This window comes from Limnohabitans sp. 2KL-51 (assembly GCF_003063645.1).
In the GTDB taxonomy this organism is placed as follows: domain Bacteria; phylum Pseudomonadota; class Gammaproteobacteria; order Burkholderiales; family Burkholderiaceae_C; genus Limnohabitans_A.
On record NZ_NESJ01000030.1, the window covers coordinates 1 to 25890 of the forward strand.

Annotated in this window: 28 protein-coding genes; 8 read left to right on the forward strand and 20 right to left on the reverse strand. The window is 58.1% G+C overall.

Annotated elements, in window-relative coordinates; translation table 11 throughout:
- Nucleotides 1-250: 250 nt before the first annotated feature.
- The 4 genes from B9Z49_RS20415 to B9Z49_RS20430 all read right to left on the reverse strand — a co-directional run bounded on the left by B9Z49_RS20415 (nucleotide 251) and on the right by B9Z49_RS20430 (nucleotide 2677).
- Nucleotides 251-940 (reverse strand): histidine phosphatase family protein, encoded by a 690-nt coding sequence (locus B9Z49_RS20415; RefSeq protein WP_108355285.1) that lies wholly within the window; start codon nucleotides 938-940, stop codon nucleotides 251-253.
- A gap of 375 nt (nucleotides 941-1315) precedes the next feature.
- On the reverse strand, nucleotides 1316-1594 hold the full coding sequence (locus B9Z49_RS20420; protein WP_146188576.1) for a hypothetical protein: 279 nt from the start codon (nucleotides 1592-1594) through the stop codon (nucleotides 1316-1318).
- A gap of 7 nt (nucleotides 1595-1601) precedes the next feature.
- Nucleotides 1602-2192 carry an RNA polymerase sigma factor gene (locus B9Z49_RS20425; protein ID WP_108355287.1) on the reverse strand — a complete coding sequence of 197 codons (591 nt, stop codon included), beginning with the start codon at nucleotides 2190-2192 and terminating at the stop codon, nucleotides 1602-1604.
- Nucleotides 2193-2218: 26 nt separating this feature from the next.
- Nucleotides 2219-2677, reverse strand: a complete 459-nt coding sequence (locus B9Z49_RS20430) for a DUF3106 domain-containing protein (protein ID WP_108355288.1) — start codon at nucleotides 2675-2677, stop codon at nucleotides 2219-2221.
- A 619-nt stretch (nucleotides 2678-3296) separates the two neighbouring features.
- Here B9Z49_RS20430 and B9Z49_RS20435 point away from each other — a divergent pair.
- Nucleotides 3297-3569, forward strand: a complete 273-nt coding sequence (locus B9Z49_RS20435) for a BrnT family toxin (RefSeq protein WP_108355289.1) — start codon at nucleotides 3297-3299, stop codon at nucleotides 3567-3569.
- A complete protein-coding gene (locus B9Z49_RS20440) occupies nucleotides 3529-3798 on the forward strand; it encodes a BrnA antitoxin family protein (RefSeq protein ID WP_108355290.1) in 270 nt (89 codons plus the stop codon). The genes B9Z49_RS20435 and B9Z49_RS20440 overlap by 41 nt, the downstream gene beginning before the upstream one ends.
- Nucleotides 3799-3879: 81 nt before the next feature.
- On the opposite strand, the gene B9Z49_RS20445 is transcribed toward B9Z49_RS20440, so the two are convergent.
- The 5 genes from B9Z49_RS20445 to B9Z49_RS20465 form a co-directional block, all read right to left on the reverse strand.
- Nucleotides 3880-4179 carry a hypothetical protein gene (locus B9Z49_RS20445; RefSeq protein WP_108355291.1) on the reverse strand — a complete coding sequence of 100 codons (300 nt, stop codon included), beginning with the start codon at nucleotides 4177-4179 and terminating at the stop codon, nucleotides 3880-3882.
- 26 nt (nucleotides 4180-4205) lie between these two features.
- A complete protein-coding gene (locus B9Z49_RS20450; protein ID WP_108355292.1) occupies nucleotides 4206-4460 on the reverse strand; it encodes a MoaD/ThiS family protein in 255 nt (84 codons plus the stop codon).
- A gap of 15 nt (nucleotides 4461-4475) precedes the next feature.
- Complete coding sequence (locus B9Z49_RS20455; protein ID WP_108355293.1) at nucleotides 4476-5816, reverse strand: NAD(P)/FAD-dependent oxidoreductase; 1341 nt, start codon at nucleotides 5814-5816, stop codon at nucleotides 4476-4478.
- A gap of 106 nt (nucleotides 5817-5922) precedes the next feature.
- Entirely contained in the window at nucleotides 5923-7770 is a 1848-nt protein-coding gene (locus B9Z49_RS20460) for an aldehyde ferredoxin oxidoreductase family protein (RefSeq protein ID WP_108355294.1), read from the reverse strand.
- A 23-nt stretch (nucleotides 7771-7793) separates the two neighbouring features.
- A complete protein-coding gene (locus tag B9Z49_RS20465) occupies nucleotides 7794-8270 on the reverse strand; it encodes a 4Fe-4S dicluster domain-containing protein (protein ID WP_108355295.1) in 477 nt (158 codons plus the stop codon).
- A 154-nt stretch (nucleotides 8271-8424) separates the two neighbouring features.
- On the opposite strand from B9Z49_RS20465, the gene B9Z49_RS20470 reads away from it, so the two are divergent.
- Nucleotides 8425-9549 (forward strand): helix-turn-helix domain-containing protein, encoded by a 1125-nt coding sequence (locus B9Z49_RS20470; RefSeq protein ID WP_108355296.1) that lies wholly within the window; start codon nucleotides 8425-8427, stop codon nucleotides 9547-9549.
- A 12-nt stretch (nucleotides 9550-9561) separates the two neighbouring features.
- Here the strand turns inward: B9Z49_RS20470 and B9Z49_RS20475 are convergent, their stop codons facing one another.
- The 3 genes from B9Z49_RS20475 to B9Z49_RS20485 are packed head-to-tail and all read right to left on the reverse strand — an operon-like array spanning nucleotide 9562 to nucleotide 11836.
- Nucleotides 9562-10377 (reverse strand): substrate-binding domain-containing protein, encoded by an 816-nt coding sequence (locus B9Z49_RS20475; protein ID WP_108355297.1) that lies wholly within the window; start codon nucleotides 10375-10377, stop codon nucleotides 9562-9564.
- Nucleotides 10374-11096, reverse strand: coding sequence for an ATP-binding cassette domain-containing protein (locus B9Z49_RS20480; RefSeq protein ID WP_108355298.1), 723 nt, complete (start codon nucleotides 11094-11096; stop codon nucleotides 10374-10376). Before B9Z49_RS20480 ends, B9Z49_RS20475 begins: the two co-directional genes overlap by 4 nt.
- Complete coding sequence (locus tag B9Z49_RS20485) at nucleotides 11093-11836, reverse strand: ABC transporter permease (protein WP_108355299.1); 744 nt, start codon at nucleotides 11834-11836, stop codon at nucleotides 11093-11095. Before B9Z49_RS20485 ends, B9Z49_RS20480 begins: the two co-directional genes overlap by 4 nt.
- Before the next feature lie 130 nt (nucleotides 11837-11966).
- On the opposite strand from B9Z49_RS20485, the gene B9Z49_RS20490 reads away from it, so the two are divergent.
- Entirely contained in the window at nucleotides 11967-13070 is a 1104-nt protein-coding gene (locus B9Z49_RS20490) for a substrate-binding domain-containing protein (protein ID WP_108355318.1), read from the forward strand.
- Nucleotides 13071-13153: 83 nt separating this feature from the next.
- Here B9Z49_RS20490 and B9Z49_RS20495 read toward each other — a convergent pair whose 3' ends face one another.
- From B9Z49_RS20495 to xseB, 6 genes are all read right to left on the reverse strand, one after another.
- Nucleotides 13154-14953 (reverse strand): TRAP transporter large permease subunit, encoded by a 1800-nt coding sequence (locus B9Z49_RS20495; protein WP_108355300.1) that lies wholly within the window; start codon nucleotides 14951-14953, stop codon nucleotides 13154-13156.
- Complete coding sequence (locus tag B9Z49_RS20500; protein WP_233254743.1) at nucleotides 14953-15498, reverse strand: TRAP transporter small permease subunit; 546 nt, start codon at nucleotides 15496-15498, stop codon at nucleotides 14953-14955. The genes B9Z49_RS20495 and B9Z49_RS20500 overlap by 1 nt, the downstream gene beginning before the upstream one ends.
- 252 nt (nucleotides 15499-15750) lie before the next feature.
- Nucleotides 15751-16833: a TRAP transporter substrate-binding protein gene (locus B9Z49_RS20505; protein WP_108355302.1), complete on the reverse strand. Its 1083-nt coding sequence runs from the start codon at nucleotides 16831-16833 to the stop codon at nucleotides 15751-15753.
- Between the two features lie 192 nt (nucleotides 16834-17025).
- Nucleotides 17026-18873, reverse strand: a complete 1848-nt coding sequence (dxs, locus tag B9Z49_RS20510; RefSeq protein WP_108355303.1) for a 1-deoxy-D-xylulose-5-phosphate synthase — start codon at nucleotides 18871-18873, stop codon at nucleotides 17026-17028.
- A 1-nt stretch (nucleotide 18874) separates the two neighbouring features.
- Nucleotides 18875-19780, reverse strand: a complete 906-nt coding sequence (locus tag B9Z49_RS20515; RefSeq protein ID WP_108355304.1) for a polyprenyl synthetase family protein — start codon at nucleotides 19778-19780, stop codon at nucleotides 18875-18877.
- Nucleotides 19777-20031, reverse strand: coding sequence for an exodeoxyribonuclease VII small subunit (gene xseB, locus B9Z49_RS20520; protein ID WP_108355305.1), 255 nt, complete (start codon nucleotides 20029-20031; stop codon nucleotides 19777-19779). Before xseB ends, B9Z49_RS20515 begins: the two co-directional genes overlap by 4 nt.
- Nucleotides 20032-20315: 284 nt before the next feature.
- On the opposite strand from xseB, the gene B9Z49_RS20525 reads away from it, so the two are divergent.
- Genes B9Z49_RS20525 through B9Z49_RS20535 form a run of 3 tightly spaced genes read left to right on the forward strand, consistent with a single transcriptional unit; the run spans nucleotide 20316 to nucleotide 23218 of the window.
- Nucleotides 20316-21443 carry an aromatic ring-hydroxylating dioxygenase subunit alpha gene (locus tag B9Z49_RS20525; RefSeq protein ID WP_108355306.1) on the forward strand — a complete coding sequence of 376 codons (1128 nt, stop codon included), beginning with the start codon at nucleotides 20316-20318 and terminating at the stop codon, nucleotides 21441-21443.
- A 13-nt stretch (nucleotides 21444-21456) separates the two neighbouring features.
- Nucleotides 21457-22344 (forward strand): DMT family transporter, encoded by an 888-nt coding sequence (locus tag B9Z49_RS20530; protein ID WP_108355307.1) that lies wholly within the window; start codon nucleotides 21457-21459, stop codon nucleotides 22342-22344.
- A 16-nt stretch (nucleotides 22345-22360) separates the two neighbouring features.
- Nucleotides 22361-23218, forward strand: a complete 858-nt coding sequence (locus B9Z49_RS20535) for a sulfurtransferase (RefSeq protein WP_108355308.1) — start codon at nucleotides 22361-22363, stop codon at nucleotides 23216-23218.
- Between the two features lie 60 nt (nucleotides 23219-23278).
- On the opposite strand, the gene B9Z49_RS20540 is transcribed toward B9Z49_RS20535, so the two are convergent.
- Nucleotides 23279-24115, reverse strand: coding sequence for a ZIP family metal transporter (locus tag B9Z49_RS20540; RefSeq protein ID WP_108355309.1), 837 nt, complete (start codon nucleotides 24113-24115; stop codon nucleotides 23279-23281).
- A 68-nt stretch (nucleotides 24116-24183) separates the two neighbouring features.
- Nucleotides 24184-25068 carry a dienelactone hydrolase family protein gene (locus tag B9Z49_RS20545; protein ID WP_233254744.1) on the reverse strand — a complete coding sequence of 295 codons (885 nt, stop codon included), beginning with the start codon at nucleotides 25066-25068 and terminating at the stop codon, nucleotides 24184-24186.
- 154 nt (nucleotides 25069-25222) lie between these two features.
- Here B9Z49_RS20545 and B9Z49_RS20550 point away from each other — a divergent pair, with 154 nt between their 5' ends.
- Nucleotides 25223-25876 (forward strand): glutathione S-transferase, encoded by a 654-nt coding sequence (locus tag B9Z49_RS20550; protein WP_108355311.1) that lies wholly within the window; start codon nucleotides 25223-25225, stop codon nucleotides 25874-25876.
- Nucleotides 25877-25890 lie beyond the last annotated feature (14 nt).

Here is a 25890-nt window from a genome sequence, read left to right on the forward strand (position 1 = left end):
TTGAGCCTTGGAAATTACACAGGAATGGGAAAACGAGTTTCAAATCGGCACCAAATAAAATTGACCGCTAGGCCACGCCAGTATTGGCTTTCTCTACAAATTAACCCGGTTTAACCGGACACTACTGGTGGAGATCAGGTGTCGTTTAACACGACAGGTGGTGGTGGGGTGATCAACTAGCAGGCTCGCGAGCAGCTCCCAGAAACAGGGGGGCGAGAATTGGAAGGGTTCTGTGGTTCATGATTCAGGGTTATTTCACTTGGGTCAAGGCGAGCAGGCCTGCGTGGTTAATGTGCGCAACAAGTTCCAGCTTGAGGGGATCGCCATTTGGTTTGAAGATCAGGCACGAACCCTCTTCAAGTTCATTCATGCGCACAAAGCCAAGCTCAGTCACTGCGAACTGGTGCCCAGAGAGAAACGTATTAGCGCCAGGAGAAGGAACTCGGCTAAGCAGTTCACGGTGGCCGTCGAGGCCGATTTGATCGTAGCCCAGCAGTTTGCGTGTGACCTCAGGGGGCCGGCCGGTCACTAGTTCCGCGAAGTCTCGCGTACGGAAGTATGGACTGCTGAACACGCCGTCGAACCGTACACCCAATGCGCGAAACATATCGCCCGTCCGGCGTCCCTGTTCCTTGCCCTCTTCCGACAGATTTCGCTGTGTGCGGCGATCCTCAAAGGTGCGTTGAGGCAGTTCATCTTTGGTCTGCCAGTCCGTGCGCCCGTGCCGAAAGATAAGCGCATAGCCGCCGGCTTTTAAAGCTTGGACGAGTTCGTCCTGCGGCAGTTGAGACCAGGTCTGTGTGACGCCTTGGGAGTTCGGCCGCGAAACCGGAACGCCGTTGCCCGGACGGCGTGGACCCTGCTGAGCGAGCGCTGGACCACTGAGCGAAACCGCGAGCAGCGTCGCCATAGCCTGCCGGCGGGTGTTGAGTTGGTTCATTGCATTTCCCCTTTTGGATTGAATCGGACGACGAAGCCGCAAAACAATAAGCGCTGTTCGAAATTCATACTGGATACATCGCGCGGGTCTAGTGGTTCTGGTAGAGCAGCTAGGACTGTACAAATGGCAATCGACATGACAAGCCCTAAAACTACACAGCTCAATTTCGAATAATTTATAACAGCCTTTTGTTAAAACATTCTCTTTAGACGTGTAGAACTATTTCGGCCTTACGAAAATCCGTCACAATTTTTGAAAAAAAATTCAGAGTAAAAATCGTTGAGTCAGGTTTGCTTTCGGCGTGGGGAACATGCTTTTGGTTTCGTCCGGTCATCAGGTGTCGTGTCACAAGCCAGTTCGTGATTGATGTTTGATTTATAGAACCGAGAAGCTGGACATCGACAAGGTGTCAATTTGTAGCAACTCTTCATATACAGATTTCTGATGACCTTGCTGTAAGACAAAAGCGCCTAAAAGTAAGCACCCTAATAATATGAACTTATGCCTGTCAACAAAAGCAAAAAGACCTAAAGTGCCGTTGACGTTAGAACTAATAAAATTTTTATCGGTAAAAATAGTATCCAAAGATTTTGTTGAAAAATCTTCAGAAAACTTAGGATGAACATCAAAAGCAATCTTATCTTTTAACTTCATGTCCTCGTTATTCATAGCCAAGTTGCTCCATTTTTTTGCGTAAATTAATTTTTGCCCTGTGCAACAACTGATGTGCAGCGTTGACCTCTAAGCCTGTTGCCTTTGCAATTTCAGAAATGCTAGCGTCGTGATACGCCCATAGTGCAAGTGCAGCTCGTTGCCTAGCATTCAAAAACTGCATGGCATGTTGTACGTTTGAATCTGACTGTTTTTTTTCAAGTGACTCAATAGGTGATTTTCCATCTGAAACTAACTCATCGAACTCAAATCCATAATCTAACTTATGACTTGCACTGATCCTCAGCTTGTCAAGACAGAGCCGCGTCAAAATCGTGTGCATATAAGTTGAAAGCGCAGCTTTGCCATCGTATTGCTTAGCTTCAAAAAGTTTGATGAATGCTATTTGAACTATATCCTCTGCTTCACTTGAATCTCCCAAGATTCTCCATGCTAATGCGTGGGCTTTTGGACTTAGGCTGGCTATCAATTTGCGCGCTGCTTTGGTGTCCCCTTCTAATGCTTTATAGAAAGCAGCTGCGTCCGCTTGATGCGTCACTGTGCTCGCCGATAAAAGACGAGACTTAAGTGTCTGCCACATTGAATGAGTTTAAATAAATTGACAAGTTAGTCATTTTTGGCAGGACGGTGCATTTCGTCGCGCCATTTCTTGCGTTCTTCTGGGCTCATACGTTCAAAGGCTCGACGGCGTTCTTCCTTGAGTTCTTTGCGCTCCTGCGGCGTGAGAATCTCCATCATTGATTTGCGCTCTTGCTTAAGTTGATCTCTTTGAGTTGCACTTAGGGTTTTCCATTCAGCATGCATTTTTTGATGCAATTCTTTACGCTCTTGAGGAGCAAGTGCTTGCATTTTTTGATGCATCTTGTCTCTATAAGCTTTGCGTTCATCTGGAGTGGCTTTATTCATTTCCTCTCGAATCATTCGCCCATGCGCCAGGCGTTGCTCGAAATTCATACTGGATACATCGCGCGGATCTAGTGGTTCTGGTAGGGCGGCTAAGACTATACAAGTGACACTTGACATGACAAGACCTAAAATGACACAGCTCAATTTTGAATATTTCATAAAGACCTCTTGTTAAAACATTCTCATTAGACGTGTTTCAACATGCCATTCTTACGAAAATGCGTCACAATTTTTGAAAATCTACCCCTGCGCACAAATCGTTGAATCAGGTTTGATTTCGGCGGATCTACCGTGCTTTTGGCTATTCGTGGTGATCCAGTGTCGTTTAACACGACAAAGGGTGGTGATGGTGTTGATTAGCCAGACAAACTGAGCCAGTGGGCTCAGTTTTCAAAGCCAATCAACATTCAAAGCAGCAAGATCGGCATTGCAGCGATGCCGACCGTATTGGTACGCAGCGAACAATGAATTGCGCAACCAGAAACTCGCCCATGTTCAGCATCAGCAATCGCGTCAAACCAATCTCTTCACCAACAGGGCGAAGGACTGCTAAGGGTCGGTTCCTGCCTTTGGTTACAGCTTTTCGTAGTCTGCTTACAGCCTGTTACAGCCACTCGCCCACACACTCACCCCCCACCCCGCTGCATCGTCAAATCAAAGTGCTTCATGAAGCGCTGGCGCGCATCTTCTTCAATGGGTACGCTGAGCGGTTGACTCAAGGACAGGGGGCCTTCTTGCCAATTCACCAAATCTATTTAATGGGTGTACAATAAATCGCATGGATCTTGAGTTCGACGCTGCAAAACGAGACCAGACTCTGTTGGAGCGTGGTTTGGATTTTGCCCGCGCCCAAGAAGTCTTTGAGGGCATGCACTTCACCGGGCAGGACTCAAGGATCAACTACACCGAAGACCGGTTCATCACTGTGGGCTTCTTGGATGCCCGCTTGATTGTTTTGGTCTGGACCCCACGCGGCAAAGTGCGCCGCATCATCAGCATTAGGAAAGCCAATGACCGAGAAAAAGCGCTCTACGCCCGCGCCCTGGATTGATCCGGATGACGCGCCACCTTTGACGGCCGAATTTTTCAAATCGGCTGAACTTTACGAAGGCAAGCAGCTCAAATCCCGAGGACGCCCGAAGGCCGCCATGACCAAAGAGCCCGTCAAGCTTCGTTTGGATGCAGATGTCCTGGCTGCCTTGCGTGCCAGTGGCGACGGCTGGCAGACGCGCATCAACGAGGCATTGCGCGCTTCTTTGAGATTGGCCGGGCAACTCTGAAACGCCACAAGCCAAGCCGCTAAGTCTTGCGTTCTGAAGGTCAGCAAATTCGATCGTTGACCTTTACCCGTGGCGGCAGCCTCACCCCCCACCCCGCTGCATCGTCAAATCAAAGTGCTTCATGAAGCGCTGGCGCACTTCTTCTTCCACGCCTTCAAACACAAAAGAGACCGCCAAGCGCTGCAGGCGCAGCAGCGCGATCACGCGAGGGGGCAGGATGCGCCATTGCAATTGCAGATGGCCGTCATCGATTTGCACGCGTGCTTGGCCGGTTCCCAGTTCAAAGGCATGCTCGCCCAGTGCGCGGGGCAAGGCCGTCAACCATTCGGTTTCGCTTGTGCCCATGTCGCGCTCGAAGCGCTCTGGGTAGTTGGACTGCATATGCCCGGTCGCCGCGTGTGCTGTGCTTAACCACCGGCCACAGGCGGCCAGATGGCCAACACGTCACCCTCGGCGAGGGTGGTGGTGACCCGGTCTTCAGGTTTGATGTATTTGCCGTTGACCAGCACCAGATGCACGAGCTTCGGGGGCATGCCGAAGGGCTCGATGATCTGGCTGATGCTGGTGTCCTGCGCCACATCCAGCGTGAGTTGGTTGCTGCGCCGGGCTTCGGCAGGCAAGTAGTCGGTCAGTGTGGCAAACAGTTTGAAAGTGATGTTCATGCGCAGATTGTCGCTTCAGCGGCGACGCGCATCGGCGGCACCGCTCCAGCGCCCCTGACCCTGAGCGCAGTCCAGATAAGCATCCACCAGCTTGGTCGGGTCGTGCATCAGGCGGTCTTTCCAGTCGCCCAGGTGCACCTGGCCTTCGACCAAGCCGCGCATCACACCCACATGCTCGGTCCAGCCCACGCTGTTGCACCCAACCATCACATCGTCCTTGAACTGCAAGCTCAGGTGACGGCCTGCGGCCTTGTCAGTCAACACAGCAGACTGCCCACCGGCCACACCTTCCCAGTTGCCAAAACTGGTGGAGATCAATCCCAAGGTGTCGAGCACGTTGATTTGTGTGACGCCCTTGAGCACCGCTTTTTGGCCCAACATGTTGAGCGCGGCGACACGGGCCTGCTCTGCGGCGTTGGGCTGGATGGCGCTCACGATGGTTTTGCCGCTGACCATGTCAAAAGCTTCAGCGCAGTCGCCCGCTGCATAGATGCCGGGCACATTGGTTTGCAGGTGCTCGTCGGTCAACACGCCTTGCAGGCAAGTGATGCCGCTGTCCTTCAAAAAGCCAATCGCCGGGCGCACGCCCGTGGCACTGATGACCAGATCGGCTTCGACGGTTTGGCCATTGGACAAACGCACCTGAAGCGCACCGCTGGCGTCGTCGGACCCCAAACCCACCGCTGAAGCCAACTTGCCGAGCAAACCTTTTTCAGCACCTTGGCTGATGGCTTCGACCTTGGTGCCGGTGAACACCTGCACGCCTTTGGCCTCGCACCAGTCGCGAATCATGCCGCCGGCCACCGGGCCCATCATTCGGGGCACCATGCGGTCACCCATTTCAACCACGCTCAGCTTGACGCCACGCGCCGCCAGCGATTCCATGATGATGCAGCCAATGAAACCTGCGCCCATTTGAAGCACTCGGGCACCGGGCTTGGCCAGCGCCTGGATGGCCCGGGCGTCTTCCAGCGTCCAGCAGGGGTGCACACCGGGCAGGTCCATGCCCGCAATCGGGGGGCGCACGGGGTGCGAGCCGGTGGCGATCAAGAGCTTGTCAAAAGACAATGACTTGCCGTTGTCGAGGTGCACGGTTTTGCCCGTTGAATCCACGCGCGTCACTTTGGCTTTGACCTGAGTGATGCAGAGTTCGTCAAAGTGGGCGTCGCTTTTGCGCAGGTAAGTGCCGCGCTCGTCGATGTTGCCAATCAGCAGATAAGGAATGGCCATGCGCGAGTAAGGCGCATCGGGCTCGTCGCCCACCAGGGTGATGGTGTCACCCGGGGCATGCTTGCGAATGGTTTCAGCGGCGATCACGCCAGCAGGGCCTGCGCCCAAAATCACGTGGTGGGTCATGGTGTTCTCCAAAAAAGAAACAGCGGCCCCGGGGAGCCGCTGCGTCGTTGATCTCAGCAAGCCCCAGTGGTGCCCTTGAAGGCGACACTGAGACTCTGGCTGAGCATCACAGCCCCAGACGTTCCCGGGTGGCCGATGTGGGACGACCTTCGCCATCCCAGCCGCGCGCGTCGTAGTACTTGGGCAGCATTTCGTCCAACTTGCTGACCATGCCTTTGCCCGGGCCGGTTTTGGCGGCTTCGGTCATCAGGCGCTTGGGCAGGTTGTCGTCGGCCTTGGTGAAGCCTGCGGCGTTGTTGAACTCGCGCTCCATGTTCCAGATGCGCTCACCGATGTGGTTCAAGTGCTCCATGGTGAACTCTTCGCCACAAGCCGCTTGGATCTGAGGGGCCACGTCAGCCAAGGTCCAGGCAAAGCTGGTGAACACGCAAATACCGGCCGAGTCAAAGGCAGCAGTCGCGTCCTGGAAGGCCTTGACCAATTCTGGCTTGCCTTCATGCTCGGTGGGCTCGGTCTTGACCGGGATGCCCAGCACTTCAGACGCGATGGTGTAGCCGCGCAGGTGGCAAGCACCGCGGTTAGAGGTGGCATAAGCCAAGCCGATGCCCTGGATCACACGGCCGTCATAGGCCGGGAACTCTTGGCCCTTGACGCTCATGGACAAATCGGGGTGGCCGTATTTGGCGGTCAGGCGCTTGGAGCCCATGCCAATTTCTTTGCCAAAACCGATGCCCTTGGCGGTCATGTCGACAAACTCGCACAAGGCTTCAGCCGAGCCAAACGGGGCTTCCACACCGATTTGCTCTTTGGTCAGCACACCCATTTCATACAGCTCCATCACGGCGCCGATGGTGGTGCCAAAGCTGATCGGGTCGAAGCCTTCTTCGTTGCAGATCATGTTGGCGTATTGCAGGGCTTCGAGGTCTTTCACGCCGTTGGCTGCGCCCAGCGCCCAAGCCGCTTCGTATTCCAGGCCGCCGTTGGCGCCCCAATACTCAGGCTTGTTCTTGACCGAGAAGTGGCCTTCGTCCATCTTGCTGATGCGACCGCAGGCGATGGTGCAACCAAAGCAAGCTTGGTTGGTCACCAGGTGCTTTTTGCCGTCGGTCTCGCGGGGCGTTGCCATGGCTTCGGCCGAGATGTCTTTGGCGCTTTCAAACTGCACGTCGCGGTGGTTGCGTGTGGGCAAGCCGCCGATTTCGTTGATCACATTCATCAGAACCTGGGTGCCATAAGCGGGCAGACCCTGGCCCGTGACGGCGTTGTCGGCCAACACCTTTTTGGCCGCCTTGGCCGCAGCCATGAAAGCTTTGGGGTCTTTCATGTTGCCCACGCCTTTGGTGCCGCGCACCGCGATGGCTTTCAGGTTCTTGCTGCCCATGACAGTGCCCACGCCCGAACGGCCAGCCGCACGGTGCAGGTCGTTCACCACCGCGGCATACAGCACGCCGTTTTCACCGGCCTTGCCGATGCTGCAAACGCGCAGCAAGGGGTCTTGCAAGCTGGACTTGAGGATTTCCTCGGTCTTCCAGACGCTTTGGCCCCAGAGGTGGCTCGCATCGCGCAACTCGGCTTCGTCGTCGCTGATGTGCAGGTACACCGGCTTGGCCGATGCGCCTTCAAAAATGACCATGTCCCAACCGGCCATTTTGAGCTCAGCACCCCAATAGCCACCCGAGTTGGAGCAGGCGATTGCGCCAGTGAGTGGGCTCTTGGTGATGACGGTGTAGCGGCCGCCGGTAGAGGCCATGGTGCCGGTCAGTGGGCCCGTGGCCCAGACGATTTTGTTGTCAGCTGACAGCGGGTCGACTTTGGGATCGATCTCACTGATCAGGTATTTGCTGCCCAGACCGCGTGAGCCGAGGTAGGCCTTGGCCCACTCCATGTTCAGCGGTTCGGATTTGACGGTGCCAGCCGTGAGGTTGACGCGGAGAATTTTTCCAGCCCAAGACATGTTGATGCTCCTAGTGGGGGGATTTAAGAGGCCGAGGGCTGATTGCCCAACTTGTCGGCCCACTGCTTCATCTTGTCGATGCCGGTCCAGTTGGCATCCACGAATGTGATGGCGCCAGTTGGGCAAGCGTCGGCGCAAGCCGGATCGCCACCGCACAGGTCGCACTTTTGTACCTTGCCGGTTTCCTGCACATAGTTGATGGTGCCAAACGGGCAGGCGATGGTGCAGACCTTGCAGCCCACGCAGGTGGATTCGTTGACCACTTTGGCACCGGTGACTTTGTCCACCGTGATGGCTTCCACTGGGCAAGCATGCAAGCACCAGGCTTCGTCACACTGGGTGCAGGTGTAGGGCACTTTTTTGCCAGTGTGGTGGAAATCAAATACCTTGATGCGCGATTTGGAGGTGGCGTATGTGCCGTAGTTCTCAAAAGAACAGGCCATTTCGCACTGCAAGCAGCCGGTACATTTGTCCGGATTGATGTGCAGGACTTTCTGCATGTGTATCTCCTGTGAGGTGTCGGACTTTTCAAGTCCAAGCTTATGAATCAGAATGCATAGCTATTGTTGGTGCATCCCCCTGCGAACAGCTCAGGATTAACCCTAGGTTTTAAAGAGTTGGACCCAAAAATTCTCAGCTTGAGACACATCTGACATGCCCCTGACTGCCCACCTCAACGACCGCCTGCAGCGGATTGAACAAGCCCGCGAAATGGTTTTTCAGGGTGGCTCGCAGGGCGTGGACGCCGGGTTATCGCCCTGGATCACACGGTCCTGGCAGCGCTGCATCGACATGGGTTTACAGCCTGGCCAACGCGTGGGTTTTGACGCCATTTCAGTCCAACACATGCGCCGCGTACAAGAGGCCAGCCGACCCTTGGTGCAGGCGGCCCAGCCGGTGCTGGCCGAATTGGCGCGGACCATTGCCGACATCCGTTATTTCGCTATTCTGACCAATGCCGAAGGCGTCGTGGTCGACGCGCATGGGCCAGTGGACCGACAGGACCGCCGTGCCGAGGTGATCGCCCGCGTGGGCGTGGATTTGTCGGAAAAAGCGGTGGGCACCACCGCCATCAGCGCAGCCCTGACCGAATTGCAACCCGTTTGGTTGCACAGGGGCGAGCATTTTTACCAAGATACGGGGGTTTACAGCTGCGCGGGCGCTCCCGTGTTCGGACCCAATGGCCTTTGCGCGGGCATGCTCGACCTGACCGGCATCGAGACCACCGAGCGCCCAGCCCTGAAACATCTGGTGCGCCGCTCAGCCCGCAGCATCGAAAACAGCTGGCTGCTGTCAACCGATCATGCTCTGGTGCTGCGCCTGAATTGGCCCGGCAACCAGCCCGGCGACGACAGCGATGGCCTGATCACACTCGACACCAACGGCCAGATCATGGGGGCCAACCCCACGGCGCGGCAAATGCTGTCCATGTCGCCAGACACCGACGGCCAAACGCTGCATGCCAGCGAAGTGTTCGCCTCGCCCTGGGAAAACCTGTTCGACGCGGCCAGCCGCCAAGCCAGCGCGCAGGAGTTGCCGCTGTGGTCGGGCCTGCGGTTGCAAACCCAAGCACTGCGCCCGGGCACCCGCCCAGCGGCCGCGCACAGCGCCAAGACCTCAGAACGTGCCCAGGCGATGACCAAACCCCTCAAGGATATGCAGACCGAGATGATCCGCGAAGCCGTCCAGCAAGCCCGTGGCAACGTGGCCGAAGCCGCCCGCAGCCTGGGCATCAGCCGCGCCACGGTTTACCGCAAACTTGGCTTGCCCAAAAGCTGATCAAGCCTGAGATCACTTGCCCGCGTTCGGGAAAAACAGCTGCTCGCCGCCGATCTTGTAATCGGCAATCACACCCTGCCCTGCGGCCGAGGTGATCCAGTCCACAAACTTCTGCGCATCGGCCTGCTTGACGTGCGCATGCTTGGCGGGGTTGACCACCATCACACCGTACTGGTTGAACAAGCGATTGTCGCCCTCCACCAAAATGGCCAGATCAGCGCGGTTCTTGAAGTTGAGCCAGGTGGCGCGGTCGGCCAACACATAGGCACCCGAAGACGCGGCGATGTTCAAAGCCGGGCCCATGCCGCAGCCGCATTCCTTGTAGCCGCTGCCTTTCTTGTCCGTCAGGTTGGCCGTTCTCCAAAAACGCAACTCGGCGGCGTGCGTGCCACTCTTGTCACCCCGCGACACAAAGGCTGCGTTGCCTGCCGACAACTTGGCCAGGGCCGCCACAATGTCTTTGCCTTTGGTGGCGGCCGGGTCGGCCTTGGGGCCGATCAACACAAAGTCGTTGTACATCACGGGCAAGCGCTTGATGCCAAAACCATCGGCCACAAATTTTTCTTCGGCTGCCTGGTCGTGCACAAACACCACATCGGCATCACCCCGGCGCGCCATGTCCAGCGCCTGGCCCGTGCCCAGGGCCACCACCTTCACATCCAGCCCGCTGGCCTTTTTGAAGGCGGGCAGCAAGTGCGCAAACAAACCCGACTGCTCGGTCGATGTGGTGGAGGACATGACGATGGATTGGGCTTGTGCCCACACCGAGGTGGTAGCCAAAACGGCGCACACCAGGGCGCGACGGGTCAGGGAATATGGGAAGGTCATGAAAGCTCTCCTTGAACAAAAACATGGGCTGCCGGGCTGTGCTCTGCCAGCGCGGTGGAGTTGAAAAAATCGGCCACAGGCAAGTCGGCCATCACTTGACCGAACTCCAGATAAACGACGCGGGTGGCCAGGCGTTTGACTTGGCCCAGGTTGTGGCTGGCCCAGACCAGGGTCAGCGGGCGCTCTTGGTTGCTGGCAAAGTCGGCCATCAAGGCTTCGACTTCGCGTTTGGCGTGCGGGTCCAGGCTGGCCGTGGGTTCGTCCAGCAGCAGCACATCGGGCTGCCGTGCCCAGGCGCGGGCCAAGGCCAGGCGCTGCTGCTGCCCGCCCGACAACTGTCGGCCGTTTTGCCGCGCCACAGACTGCAGGCCCACACGTTGCAAAGCCTGCAGCGCCAGCACTTGGGCGGCCGACCAACTCAGGCCGCGTGCGCGGTCCAGCCACAAGCCCAGCGCCACGTTGTTCAAGGCCGACAAGCGCAGCATGTGCGGCCTTTGGAACAGCATGGCTTGGCGCACACCCGGCGCTTGAGTCACCTGCCCTTGTGTGGGCGGCACCAAACCGTGCAAGGTGCGCAGTAAGCTGCTTTTGCCTGAGCCGTTGGAGCCCACCAGTGCCACGCGCTCGCCCGCCGCGATGCGCAAGCTAACACCCTTCAAGGCCTGTTGCGCCCCCAATTGGACGCTCACAGCGTCCAGCGTGATCTGCACGGCGCTCATGGCTGCACACCCACCAGACCATGGGCCGCCGCTGGCCGCCCATGGCGCGCCTCACCCCAGCGACGCAAGCCTGCCACCAAGGTGTTGAGCAACAGCACCACCGCCAAAAGCACCATGCCCAGCCCCAGCGCCAGCGGCAAATCGCCCTTGCTGGTCTCCAATGCAATGGCCGTGGTCATGACGCGCGTGAAGCCGTCGATGTTGCCGCCCACAATCATCACCGCGCCCACCTCCGAGATGGCGCGGCCAAAGGCGGTGACGGCAACGGTCAGCAAGGCCAGGCGTTCGTCCCAGGCCAGCAGCAAGCTACGCAAACAGGGCCCTGCGCCCAGCGAGGCCCATTGCTCACCGTGCTGGCGCTCTACATCTTCGACCACCTGGCGTGTCAGCGCCGTCACCACCGGCACCACCAAAATGAACTGGGCCAGCACCATCGCCTGAAAGCTGAACATCCAGCCCAAAAAGCCCAAAGGCCCGGTGCGTGACAGCAGCAAATACACCACCAGGCCCACCACCACCGAGGGCAGCGCCAGCAGGGTGTTCAGGCCTACCAGCACTGCGCCTCGGCCACGAAAACGCGACACCGCCAACCAAGCGCCCAGCGCCACGCCCACGCCATAGGCCAGCAGGCAGGCCGTGGCACTGACGGCCAAAGACCGGGTGACGACCACCCACAGGGCAGGATCGAAAGAAGTGACGAGGTTCAGCGCCGTCAGGACGCTGTCGGAGAAGGTGTTCATAACTTGGCACGAATGCTAATGGACAACTAGTCGCCATCGCATAAGGGATGTCCGCTATGAAATGCAATGCATAGGGCAAAGCCGCTCAGCATTGAAGAGACGCCAACCAGAATGAGGCAAACTCTTGTCCGTGCAACACATCAAACTCTCTTACAGCTGGACACCCCATCAAACGCCAGCTGAGCCGCGTGACCAAACCAGTCCTTTGCGCAACCCATTGATGGACATGCTTCAGTCCGTGCGAGCAACCGGCTCTATTGCGGGTGCAGCCAGAATTTTGCAGTTGTCTTATCGCCACATCTGGGGCGAGCTCAAACGCTGGGAACAGATGCTTGGGCAGCCCTTGATCCTGTGGGAAAAAGGCCAAGCCGCACGGTTGACGGAATTTGCCGACAAGCTGCTGTGGGCCGAGCGACAAGCGCAAGCCCGCCTGGCCCCCCAGATCAGCGCCTTGCAAGCCGAGTTAGAAAAGACCTTTGCTGTCGCCTTTGATCCCGGCAGCCATTTGTTGACGGTCTACGCCAGCCACGACGATGCACTGGACAAACTCAGGGAACAGAGCGCCAGCCAATCCCTGCACTTGGACATGCGCTTTTGTGGCAGCGTGGACGCCATACGCGCCCTGAACGAAGGCCGCTGCACCGTCGCCGGTTTTCATGCCCCCTTGCAACCCGATGCCCGCACCTTAACGGCCCGCACTTACAAGCCCTTGCTGAAAACCGGACAGCACAAACTCATCGGATTTGCCACCCGAGAGCAAGGCTGGATGGTGGCCCCCGGCAACCCCAAGAACATCACAGGTTGGAACGACCTGAGGCGGCCTGAACTGCGGCTGGTCAACCGGACGTTGGGCACTGGCACCCGATTGCTACTCGACCAATGGCTTGAAAACCAGACCCCATCGGCAAGCCTTCCCACTGGCTACGACCACGAAGAACCCTCGCACTCTGCTGTGGCCACCCGCATCGCCTCGGGCCACGCTGATTTGGGCCTGGGCATTGCATCTGCAGCGCACGCCCATAAACTTGATTTTGTGCCCCTGACACAAGAGCACTACTGGCTGGTGTGCTTGAAATCGGCCTTGAACAACCCAGCCGTGATCGCCTTGCGGCAGGTTTTGCAAAGCGCCGCATGGCAGCAACTGCTGAGCCAACAAACGGGTTATCGCTTGCACGAAGAAGCCGGTCAGATCCAATCGCTCAAACAATGCCTGCCGTGGTGGCCCCAGCGATGAGACCCCTGTCTTGAAGCCACTTGCCCACAAAAAAACCGCGCCTGAGCGCGGTTTTTTTTGCGGTCACAAGAGAAGACTTGTCCTTACTTTTTCGGCTCGGTGGCCATCAAAGCTTTGAGCGCGTCGTCGTCTGACTTCTGGCTGTTTTCGTCTTCGGCAGACTCATCAGGCTTGAGCGTGTCATCGGCGCCTGGCTCACCCGCATTGGAAGAGCTTTCCAGCTGCATCATCACTTCGTTGGCGTCGAGCTTGGTGCCCTCGTCCATCCCGCCCGTGACCAAGCCGGGATAAATGATAACCACAGCCACCATGATCAACTGAAGAACAATGAAAGCGATCGAGCCTTTGTAAATCTCTGTGGTCTTGACCGATGGAATCAAAGCCCCGGTCACGCGGTCTTTGTAATCGTTCTTGGGAGCCACGCTGCGCAAATAAAACAGTGCGAAGCCAAAAGGCGGCGTCAAGAAAGACGTTTGCAAGTTCATGGCAATGATCACACCAAACCAGATCATGGCCTGATCAGCAGTCATACCGGGGACCATACCAGGCAGGATCTTTTCTGCCACAGGAGCAAGGATCGGGATCACGATGAAGGCGATTTCAAAGAAGTCAATGAAACAACCCAAGATGAATATCAAGAGGTTGACGACGATCAAGAAACCAATCGCACCGCCAGGCATGTTGGTGAACAAGTGCTCCACCCAAATGTGGCCATCGGCTGCATTGAATGTGAAACTGAACACGGTCGAACCGATCAGAATGAACAGCACAAACGAAGCCAACTTGGCTGTGCTGTCGAGCGCCTGACGCGTTAAGTCCATGGAAAACTTGCGCTTGACCACGGCCAGCACCACGGCCCCCAAAGCCCCCATGGCACCACCTTCAGTAGGTGTGGCCACACCGAGGAAAATGGTTCCCAGCACCAAGAAAATCAAAATCAGCGGCGGCATCAACACAAAGGTCACTTGCTCTGCCAATTTGGAAAGCAAGCCCATTTTGGTGACACGGTTGATGATGGACAGGGCCAAACCGGTCAATGAAGCCACTGTCATCGACATGATGATGATTTCGTCACCTGCCGCAGGCTGAGTGCGTCCAGTCATACCGCCAATGACCTGGTCGTGAATCTGCGCCCAGCCATAGCCGATCAAGGCACACAGGCCCAACAACACCAGCAGCGAACGGTGACCCGATGCGCCATTGTCTTCGCGGTAAATGCGAGCTTCTGGTGGCAAGGCGGGCACCATGTTGGGCTTGACCAGCGCCACCACCACAATGAACAAAATGTACAAACCGACCAGCAACAAACCGGGTATCAAGGCACCCGCATACATGTCGCCCACCGAACGGCCCAACTGGTCGGCCAGCACAATCAGCACCAGGGAGGGGGGAATGGCTTGCGCCAACGTGCCTGAGGCGGTGATGGTGCCCGTCGCAATGGTTCGGCTGTAACCGTAACGCAGCATGATGGGCAATGAAATCAAACCCATCGAAATCACAGCAGCCGCCACCACACCCGTGGTCGCGGCCAACAAGGCACCGACCAAAATGACCGCAATGGCGACACCGCCACGCACGGGACCAAAAACCTGACCGACGGTTTCGAGCAGGTCTTCGGCCATGCCCGAGCGTTCAAGAATAATGCCCATGAAGGTGAAAAACGGAATTGCCAGCAACGTGTCGTTTTGCATGATCCCAAAGATCCGCAGTGGCAAGGCCTGGAACAAAGTTGCGGGGAACAAACCCGCTTCCATGCCGATAAATCCAAAACTCAAGCCGCATGCGGCCAGAGCAAACGCCACCGGAAAGCCTGTCAGCAAAAAAACGAACAGTCCGATGAACATGAGTGGCACAAATTGTTGTGCGAGAAACGAGGCTTCCATCAACGGTCTCCCTGAGGTTGTGCCATTTTTTCGAGCTCAGCGGCGCGCTTTTGATCGTCCGAGAGTGCATCTTCCGTAGACAACACATCGGGGCCCTGACCTTGCAAAAATGCCCATCGCTTGACCATCTCCGACAGGCCTTGCAGCTGCAACAAGAAAAAGCCCAGAGGAATCAAGGCGTATGCGGGCCAACGAATCAAGCCACCCGCGTTTTGAGACATTTCGCCGCTCACCAAAGCCTGCACAAACAAGGGCCAAGACAAGTAAATGGAAATCATGCAAAAGGGCGTCAAAACCAAAGCAAAGCCCCAAAAGTCAATCCAGTTGCGAGTGCGATCGGTCAGTCGGCTGGAAATGAAATCAATCCGCACATGCGAATTGCGCAGCAAGCCGTAACCGGCACCCAGCAAGAAAACGCCAGCAAACAGGTACCACTGAATTTCGAGCAAGGAGTTGGAACTCATGTCGAACATCTTGCGCACAATCGCATTGCCCGCACTGATGGCGGTGGTCAACAAAATCAACCAGCCGGTGAATTTGCCCACTCTCAGATTGAGGGCATCAATCCAACGGGAACATAAAAGTAAAGAGCCCATTGGCATCTCCATGGTTTGAATCAGGCGCGATTTTAAGTCGAGGTCAAGCTTGCCAAGACTGAGGTAAAGAGCAAGGTGGCTTGAAATTTACCCACATGGGATCAAGCTTTTTTCAATCAACAAAAAACCCCACCCTTTTGACGGGATGGGGTTGTAAGCATGGGTCCGGAAAGAATCAAAAGATTCCACCGAAGGCCAAAATTACAGCTTGGCGCTTTGCATGAAGCTGTCGAAACGCGCTTCAGTGAAACGGAACCACAGGTTGGACTCGGCACGGAACTTGGAGTAGTCGTCGTAGATTTTTTTCCAGCCAGGATTCTTGGCCGACAACTCGCTGTACAGCGCCATCGATTCCTTGAAGGCGGCGTCCATTACGGGCTTGGGGAATGCCACCAGCTTGGTTTTGTTGGCCACCAATTGCTTCAAGGCGCCTGGATTGCGCGCATCGTACTTGGCTTGCATTTCCGTGTGCGCATACGCAGCAGCGCACTCGACAATCGCTTTGTACTCGGGCGACAGGGTGTCATAGGCCTTTTGGTTGATGTACAGGTCCAACTGAGGACCACCTTCCCACCAGCCTGGGTAGTGGTAGAAAGGCGCCACTTTGAAGAAGCCCAGCTTCTGGTCGTCGTATGGACCCACCCACTCGGCGGCATCGATCGTGCCTTTTTCCAGGGCTTGGTAAATTTCGCCGCCAGGAATGTTCTGAGGAACACCACCCAAACGCTCGATCACTTTGCCAGCAAAGCCGCCCACGCGGAATTTCAAGCCTTTGTAATCGTTGACGGTCTTGATTTCCTTGCGGAACCAGCCGCCCATCTGAGCGCCTGTGTTGCCCATGGGGAAGCTCATGATGTCGTACTGCTTGTAGAACTCGCGCATCAGCTTCAAGCCATTGCCGTCATACATCCAAGCCGACATTTGGCGGCTGTTCAAGCCGAAGGGGATCGCGCAGCCCAGTGCGAATGTTTCGTCTTTGCCAAAGTAGTAGTAAGGGGCAGTGTGGGCCATTTCCACGGTGCCGTTTTTCACCGCATCCACGATGCCGGGCATGGGGACCAACTCACCAGCAGCATGCACTGAAATTTCAAATTTTCCACCAGTCAATTCCTTGACTTTCTTGGAAAAGGTTTCAGCAGCGCCATAGATGGTGTCCAAGGCCTTGGGGAAACCCGAAGTCAGACGCCAGCGTAAGTTCGTTTGCGCGTGAACCAAGGCAGGCGCGGCACCAGCGGCCAGCACGCCAGCCAAACCAGTGTTTTTGATGACGGAACGACGATCCATGAATGGACTCCTATTGAAAAATTAAAGACACACCCGGGACACCCGGGCATTGACTCTCAAGTCGAAGCATATTGTAGGAAGCTGCAGAACTTCCAAAGACAGGGGTTTACCCTTCTAATCGGGATTAAAATTCAAGAAAGTTGAAATAACAGCAAAAAATTAAAAACTTTTCAAGACCTTTTTGAATTGAATTCAATCGGACCAACGCTGCCGTATGGCGTTCTCTATGCCCACCGCATCCAGCCCTTGTAAAGCCAACAATTTAGCCGGGTCGCCATGCTCGATGAAGACATCGGGCAAGCCCAGTTGCAACACCGAGCGCTGCAGGTTCAACTGCTGCAGGGCCTCGGCCACCGCGCTGCCCGCACCGCCCATGACGCAACCTTCTTCTACCGTGACCAAGCGCTCGTGACTTTGCGCAATTTGCGCCAGCAATTCGACGTCCAGCGGCTTGACCCAACGCATGTTGACCACTGTGGCGTTGAGCTTTTCAGCCGCCTCCAGTGCGGGCGCCAGCAGGGTGCCAAAGGCCAAAATGGCGATTTTTTCGCCCTGGCGGCGCACTTCGCCTTTGCCAAAGGGCAAGGTGTCCAAGTCGCGGCCGGGCTCGGTGCCCACGCCCGCCCCGCGCGGGTAGCGCACCGACACCGGGTGGTTTTGCGCGTAAGCGGTGCTCAGCAGCTGGCGGCATTCGCGCTCGTCGGCCGGGCAAGCCAGGCTCATGTTGGGGATGCAGCGCATGTAGGCGATGTCATAAGCCCCCGCGTGGGTGGCCCCGTCTGCCCCCACCAGACCGGCCCGGTCAATCGCGAACACCACCGGCAGGTTTTGCAGCGCCACGTCATGGATCAACTGGTCGTAGCCGCGCTGCAAAAAGGTGGAGTAAATCGCCAGGACAGGTTTGAGGCCCTCGCAGGCCAAGCCGGCGGCAAAGGTCACAGCGTGCTGCTCGGCGATGCCCACGTCGTAATAACGCTTGGGAAAGCGCTGGTGAAACGCCACCATGCCCGAGCCCTCGCGCATGGCGGGCGTGATGCCGACCAGGCGCATGTCTTTCTCGGCCATGTCGCACAGCCACTGACCAAACACCTGGGTGAAAGTCGTTTTGGCAGGCGTGGTCGCAGGCACCAGGCCCACACTCGGGTCGAACTTTCCGGGGCCATGGTAGGCCACCGGGTCGGCTTCGGCCTTGTCGTAGCCTTGGCCTTTTTTGGTGACCACATGCAAAAACTGCGGGCCGCTCAAGTTTTTGATGTTCTCCAGCGTCGGGATCAGCGACTCCAGATCGTGTCCGTCGATGGGGCCGATGTAGTTGAAGCCGAATTTCTCGAACAGCGTGGCGGGCACCACCATGCCTTTGGCGGTTTCTTCCAAGCGCTTGGCCAGCTCAAACAAGGGCGGCGCATTTTTCAGCACATTCTTGGCCCCGGCCTTGGCGGCCGTGTAAAAGCGCCCGCTCATCAATTGGGCAAGGTAACGGTTGAGCGCGCCCACGGGCGGGCTGATCGACATGTCGTTGTCGTTCAGGATCACCAGCAGTTTGCACTCTTCCACGCCCGCGTTGTTCAGGGCCTCAAAGGCCATGCCAGCGGTCATGGCGCCGTCCCCAATCACCGCGATTGAGTGGCGCGACTCGCCTTTTTGGCGGGCCGCCACGGCCATGCCCAGTGCGGCCGAAATGCTGGTGGACGAGTGCGCCGTGCCAAAGGTGTCGTACTCACTCTCCTCGCGGCGCGGAAAGCCCGACAAGCCGTCGAACTGGCGCAGCGTGGGCATGCGTTCGCGCCGCCCGGTCAAGATTTTGTGCGGGTAAGTTTGGTGACCCACGTCCCAGACGATGCGGTCTTCGGGGGTGTTGAACACATAGTGCAAAGCCACCGTCAACTCCACCGTGCCCAGGTTGGAGCTCAAGTGCCCGCCGGTTTTGGACACGTTGTCCAGGACGCATTGGCGCAACTCGTGGGCCAATTGGGGCAAGTCGCTGCGTTGAAGGCGGCGCAGATCGGTCGGAGAGTCGATGATTTTGAGCAATTCGGTCATTTCAATTGTTTCTATTGACCACCATGGAGGTCAGGGCACGCAAAGCGGCCAAACCGGTCTCAGGCAAGCCGGTGTCATCCAGTGCCTGCATGGCCTGAGCGGCCAAAGTGTCGGCATAGGCTTTGGCTGCGTCCAGCCCCATCAGGGCCACATAGGTCGGTTTGTCGGCGGCTTCATCCTTGCCCGCCGTTTTGCCCAGGGTGGCCGAATCGGCGGTCACGTCCAGCACATCGTCTACCACCTGAAAGGCCAGGCCCAGGGCCTCGCCAAAGCGCTGGAGCGCCGCTTGCACCGGGGCTGAAACACCCGGCACGCAGGCCGCGCCCATTTGCACGCTGCACAAAAGCAGCGCCCCGGTTTTGAGGCGGTGCATCTGGCGCAGTTGGTCCTCCGTCAAGCGCTGACCCACGCTGGCCAGGTCAATCGCTTGGCCCCCAGCCATGCCTTGGTAGCCCGAAGCCCGGGCCAGCAAGCCCACGCAGGCCGCTTGTTCCGCAGCGCTGACGCTGGCGTCTTGGGGGGTCAGGATTTCAAAAGCCAGGGTCTGCAAAGCGTCACCCGCCAGCAGGGCTTGCGCCTCGCCAAACTGCACATGCACTGTGGGTTTGCCGCGCCGCAAAACATCGTTGTCCATGCAGGGCATGTCGTCGTGTACCAATGAATACGCGTGGATCAATTCAATGGCGCAAGAAGCATTGAGAGCGGCCGAGCCGCTTGAGGCACCGCCCACGGCCTCGGCAGTGGCCAGCACCAGCAAGGGCCGCAAGCGCTTGCCGCCGTCCAACACGGCATAGCGCATGGCCTCGCCCAAAGCGGCGGGTGAATGGGCCTCAATGCCTTCTGACAAGGCATGCTCAACACGCTCGAGGTGCGGCTGCATCCATGCTTTGAGGTCCAACGGGCTCATGCGCCGCTCCAAGGTTTGAGTTGTCCGCCGTCCAACACCTGGATTTGGTCTTCGACGGCTTTGAGCTTGTCACGGCAAAAGCCAAGCAACACAGCGCCGCGCTGGTAACCCGTCAACAGTTGGTCCAGGGGCATTTGCCCCGACTCGAGCTGTCCCACCAATGTTTCGAGCTCCGACAAAGCCGCCTCATAAGTGGCAGGCACACTTGCTGCAACGGCATCGGCGAGGTCAGGTTGAGCAGCCTTGGGCATGAAATCTTCCGGCAAAAAAAGTGATTTTAGGCTTTAAGACTGGACTTGGCTGACGGTTGGACAGTCCAATCCACCAGCAGCAGGGTGTTGCGCCCTTAGCTTTGGCTCAGCATCGAGCGCAGGCTTTCCATTGGAATGGCCTTGTCAGCCCCTGTCGGCATTGCCCGGGGTTAGAATGACAACCCAGCGACAGGAAATCCCTGTCATTTTTTTGCGCCGTTTTCCATGAATACAGCGCTTTGTTCCTGCCCCTTCATAGGGGGAGTCTCTAGGTCAGGTCATCCATGTCTGATTTAAGTCTTCAACTGCAGCAGGCCGCAAGCCAACTACCAGTTTCCACTTATTTCGAAGAAGCGCTGTTCCAGCGCGAATTGAACACGCTCTTCCGGCAAGGCCCCCGCTATGTAGGCCACCAGTTGGCGGTGCCCCACCCGGGCGACTACTACGCCCTGCCCCACGAGGCCGAAGGCCGTGCCTTGGTGCGTAACGCCCAAGGCGGTGTCGAGCTCGTCTCCAACGTGTGCCGCCACCGCCAGGCCGTGATGCTGAGCGGCCGAGGCAACCTGAACACCCAGCAAAAGGGAAGTGCAGGCGGCAACATCGTTTGCCCGCTCCACCGTTGGACGTATTCGCCCAATGGCCAGTTGCTGGGCGCGCCGCACTTTGCCCAAGACCCTTGCCTGAACCTGAACAACTACAAGTTGCAAGAGTGGAACGGCCTGCTGTTTGAAGACAACGGCCGCGACATCGCCACCGATCTGGCGGGCATGGGCCCACGCTCACAACTGAGTTTCGACGGCTATGCCCTCGATCGCGTCGAGCTGCACGAGTGCAACTACAACTGGAAGACCTTCATCGAGGTCTATCTGGAGGACTACCACGTCGGCCCCTTCCACCCCGGGTTGGGCCAGTTCGTCACTTGCGATGACCTGAGCTGGGAGTTCAAGGAGCACTACTCGGTACAAACCGTGGGCGTGTCGGCCGGCTTTGGACAACCCGGCTCGGACACCTACAAAAAATGGCACGAGGTGCTGCTGAAGTACCGCAACGGCCAACTGCCCGAGCGCGGCGCGATCTGGCTGACCTACTACCCCCACATCATGGTCGAGTGGTACCCGCATGTGCTCACCGTCTCCACCCTGCACCCCATCAGCCCGACCAAGACGCTGAACATGGTGGAGTTTTACTACCCCGAAGAAATCGTGGCGTTTGAGCGCGAATTTGTCGAAGCCCAGCAGGCCGCCTACATGGAAACCTGCATCGAGGACGACGAGATTGCCGAGCGCATGGACGCTGGCCGCAAAGCGCTGCTGGCACGCGGCGACAACGAAGTCGGCCCCTACCAAAGCCCTATGGAAGACGGCATGCAACACTTCCACGAGTGGTACCGCCGACAGTTGAACGCCATCTGAACCGAAGGCAAAGATGCAAGCCTCCTGGATGATCCTGGCATCCTTGTTCTTCGCGATGATGGGGGTTTGCGTCAAATTTGCATCGGCCCACTTTCACACCTTTGAGCTGGTTTTTTTCCGGGGCTTGATTGGCGTGATCTTCATGGCCAGCTTGTGCCGAATGCAGGGCGTCCCCTTGCGCACACCCATTCCCCTGATGCACGTCTGGCGCTCGGTGGTGGGCGTGACCTCGCTGGCGGCCTGGTTTTACGCCATTGGCTATTTGCCCCTGGCCACCGCCATGACACTCAATTACATGAGCAGCATCTGGTTGGCGGTATTTTTGGTGGGCGGCACTTTGGTCATGGGCAAACTGCAAGACGCGGCCCGGCAAGGGCCTATCGTGCTGACGGTGATCGCAGGTTTTGTCGGTGTCATCTTGCTGCTGCGCCCCACCATCGAACAAGACCAGTTGTTTGCGGGCATCGTCGGCGTGCTTTCGGGCCTGATCGCGGCTTTGGCTTACATCCAGGTGGCCGCTTTGGGACGACTGAACGAACCCGAAGCGCGCACTGTGTTTTATTTCTCCGTCGGCACCGCCGTGGTGGGCGCCGTGCTGATGCTGGTCACCGGCATGAGTCCCTGGGTGTGGCCCAGCGTGCTGTGGTTGCTGCCCATTGGCGTGCTGGCCGCGCTGGGCCAGTTGTGCATGACCAACGCTTACAGCCGGGGATCGACCCTGGTGGTGGCTAACCTGCAATATTCGGGCATAGTATTTGGTGCCTTGTTTGGCCTGATCCTGTTTGACGACCACATCCCGCTTATGGGCTGGTTGGGCATGGCCCTCATCATGGCCAGCGGGATCGCCTCAACCGTGCTGCGCAACCGTACACTGCCCAGCGCCCCCGCTGAAGACCACTGAAACTTGGAGACACACCATGTACACCCTGCTGATCAACGCCCCCCAATTGCAAACCCTGCTGGCGCAAGGCACCCCCTGCGCCGTGTTGGACTGCAGTTTTGACCTGATGAAGCCCGAGCTGACCGATGGTTTTTTTACCAGCGAACGCATCTCAGCGGCCCTGCCCGCCCACATGGACAAGGACCTGAGCACGCACCAACCGGGGCAGGCCGTCAACGGCGGCCGTCACCCCTTGCCGCAGCGCGAGATCGTGGCGCAGTGGCTGGGGAGTCTAGGGGTGCACAACGGCATGCAGATCGTGGTGTATGACCGCAACAAAAGTCAATACTGCGGTCGTTTGTGGTGGATGCTCAAATGGCTGGGGCATGAAGCCGTGGCCGTGCTCGACGGCGGCTTGCAGGCCTGGAAGGACGCGGGTGGAGCCACCGACTCGGGTCCCTTCACACCGCCTGCGCCTGTGGCATTTGAATTGAAAACACCGCTGCGCCAATTGGTGCTGACCGATGCCATCTCAGCCGCCTTGGGCCAAACCACTCAAACCGTGGTCGACGCCCGCGCCGGAGCCCGTTATCGGGGCGAAGTCGAACCGCTGGATCCCGTGGCAGGCCACATTCCAGGCGCACTCAACCGGCCTTTTGCCGAGAACTTCACCGAAGACGGCCGTTTCAAAAGCCCCGAGTTGCTCAAAGCCGAATGGGACCGGGTACTCGCCGGCCGCCCTGCCAGCAGCGTGGTGCACCACTGCGGATCTGGCGTCACGGCTGTGCCCAATTTGATGGCGATGGAGTTGGCCGGTTTCGGCCCCACCGCGCTGTATGCCGGCAGCTGGAGCGAGTGGTGCCGCACGCCGGGCCTGCCCTGTGCCAAGGGCTGAATTTGTAGGAGCGCACCCCGTGCGCGATGGGCGTGGCACACGCCCGTTTGAACAGCCGCGTCAGTGCTGGTGCCCTGCCAAGGCGCTGACGATGACCACCATGCCCATGCCTACGCCAAGCCAGAGAATCTGCGAGGCGGTTTCGCGTGCGGACAGGCGTTTTTGCAGCTGCGGGATCAAATCGGCCAGCGCCACATAAACAAAGCTGCTGCTGGCCACCACCAGGAAATACGGCAGCCAGTCGTGCAGGGCGTCGACCAGCACATAGCCCACCGCCCCGCCCAAAGCGGTGATGGCCCCGGCCATCGACACCTTGACGATGGCCGCCTGGCGGCTGCTGCTGCCCTGGCGCAACACGGCCAAGTCGCCCATGTGGTGCGGAACTTCGTGCGCCAACACGGCCAGTGCCGCGATCACGCCCAAGCGCATGTCGGCGATGAAGGCCGAGGCGATCAGGATGCCATCGCCAAAGCAATGCACGCTGTCGCCCGCCAGCACGGCCCATTGACCGCGCAACTTCTCTTCGGCATGGTGAGCGTGTGGGTGGCCGTGCGCTTCGTGGCCATGACCTGAGGCCTGCGCATCACCATGCACGTGGCCGTGATGGCCATGGTCGTGACCATGTTCGTGCCCGTGGTGCCACAGCTCAGCCTTGTCGAGCAAAAAGAAAAACACCAGGCCAATCAGCAAAGTCATGAACAATGCGTGAGCCCCGGCTTCACTCTCAAAGGCCTCAGGCAGCAAGTGCAAAAAAGCCGTGGCCAACAAGGCCCCTGCGGCCAGGCTGAGCATGTGCTGGGTGTAGCGGCTGAGCACGCCAAAACTCAGCCATGCGGCCAGCCAGACGCTGCCGATGCCCGCCACCAAAGTGCCCAATAAAATCGCCAATAAAGTCATCTTGCATCCACGAAGTGCTTGGCACTCCAAAACAAACCGCCCCAAAGGGCGGTTGTTGCATCAAAAAATCAGGCCACCCCCTGGCGCTTGAGCCAGGCCAGCAAACGCTGCCAGCCGTCTTCAGCGGGCCCCTTGCGGTAGCTGCTACGGTAGTCGGCATGAAACGCGTGCGGGGCCTCAGGATAAACCACAAACTCACTGGCTTTGGCCGCTGCAGGCCCTTGCGCCAAGGCTTCTTTCATCTTGTCCACCGTGTCAAGGGGAATGCCGGTGTCCGCCGCGCCGTACAAACCCAGCACCGGGGCCTTGAGCTGACCCGCCAATGCCAACGGGTGCGCGGGCGTTTGCGCCGTGGCGTTGCCCACCAATCGGCCGTACCACGCCACACCCGCCTTGAGCTTGGGCTGGTGCGCCGCATACAACCAGGTGATGCGCCCACCCCAGCAAAAGCCGGTGATCGCCAGTTTGTCGGTGTTGCCGCCATTGGCTGCGGCCCAGGCCACGCAGGCGTCCAGGTCGCCCATGACCTGCGCATCGGGCACTTTAGAAATGATTTCAGCCTGCAGCTTGGCGATTTCGCCGTACTCGTTGGGGTCACCCTGGCGTACAAACAGCTCGGGGGCGATGGCCATGTACCCGGCCTGGGCCAGGCGGCGCGTGACGTCGGCGATGTACTCGTGCACACCAAAAATCTCAGAAATGACGAGCACGACCGGCAAACCGGTCTTGCCCGCCGGTGCGCTGCGGTAGACCGGCATCTTGAAACCATTCACGTCGATGGTCACTTCGCCCGAGACCAAGCCAGTCAAAGGGGTTTTGATGGCAGTCTGCGCCATGATGGGCATGGCGGCTGCGGCATAACCCACGCCCAAAGCGGCTTTCAGTGCCACGCGGCGGGTGGCCCCGGCATCACCCAGGCGCCCGCCCAGCAAGGCTTGCGTGTCTTCAATCATGTTCTGGTTCAAGGGATGTCTCCTCGGTCGTGCAATAAAAAGGGCTTTATCTTGGCACAGTCGCATCGGGCCTGCACAAAAGCGGCAATGGGCGGCCGGGATAGGGAACCCAGGTGTGTAGTGGGCGCTTGAGTCAGGCAATTACACTGCCGCCATGTCCGATTCCGCCCTGCCCGTTTTGTATTCGTTTCGCCGCTGCCCTTATGCCATGCGGGCCCGGCTGGCCCTGTACGTGAGCGGCATGGTTTACGAACACCGCGAAGTGGTGCTAAAAAACAAACCCGCTCACATGCTGGCCCTGTCGCCCAAAGGCACGGTGCCTGTGTTGTGGCTGCACGGAACTGCGGGCAGCAAAGTGCTGGAGCAAAGCATGGACATCATGTTCTGGGCCCTGCACCAGCACGACCCAATGGACTGGCTGCCTGCGTCGAATGCGGGCATGGCCGATGCGCTGGCGCTGATCGCGCACAACGACGGACCTTTCAAGCAGCAACTGGACCGCTACAAATACCCCAACCGCTCGGGCTTGGAGAGCGGTGTGGCCGACCGCGATGAGGCGGCAATTTGGTTGCGCACGCTGGATGCACGGCTTCGCGTACAACCTGAATTGGCTGGCGAGCACTTCGGCATGGCCGATGCAGCCGTGGCCCCCTTTGTGCGGCAATACGCCCACACCAATCCGACCTGGTTTGCAGCGCAGCCGTGGCCTGCCTTGGCAAAGTGGCTGGCCAGTTTTGAGTCCTCCGAGCTGTTCGAAACCATCATGCAAAAGCACGCGCCTTGGCCAGAACCCGCACCTATTTTGTAGGAGCCCACCCCGTG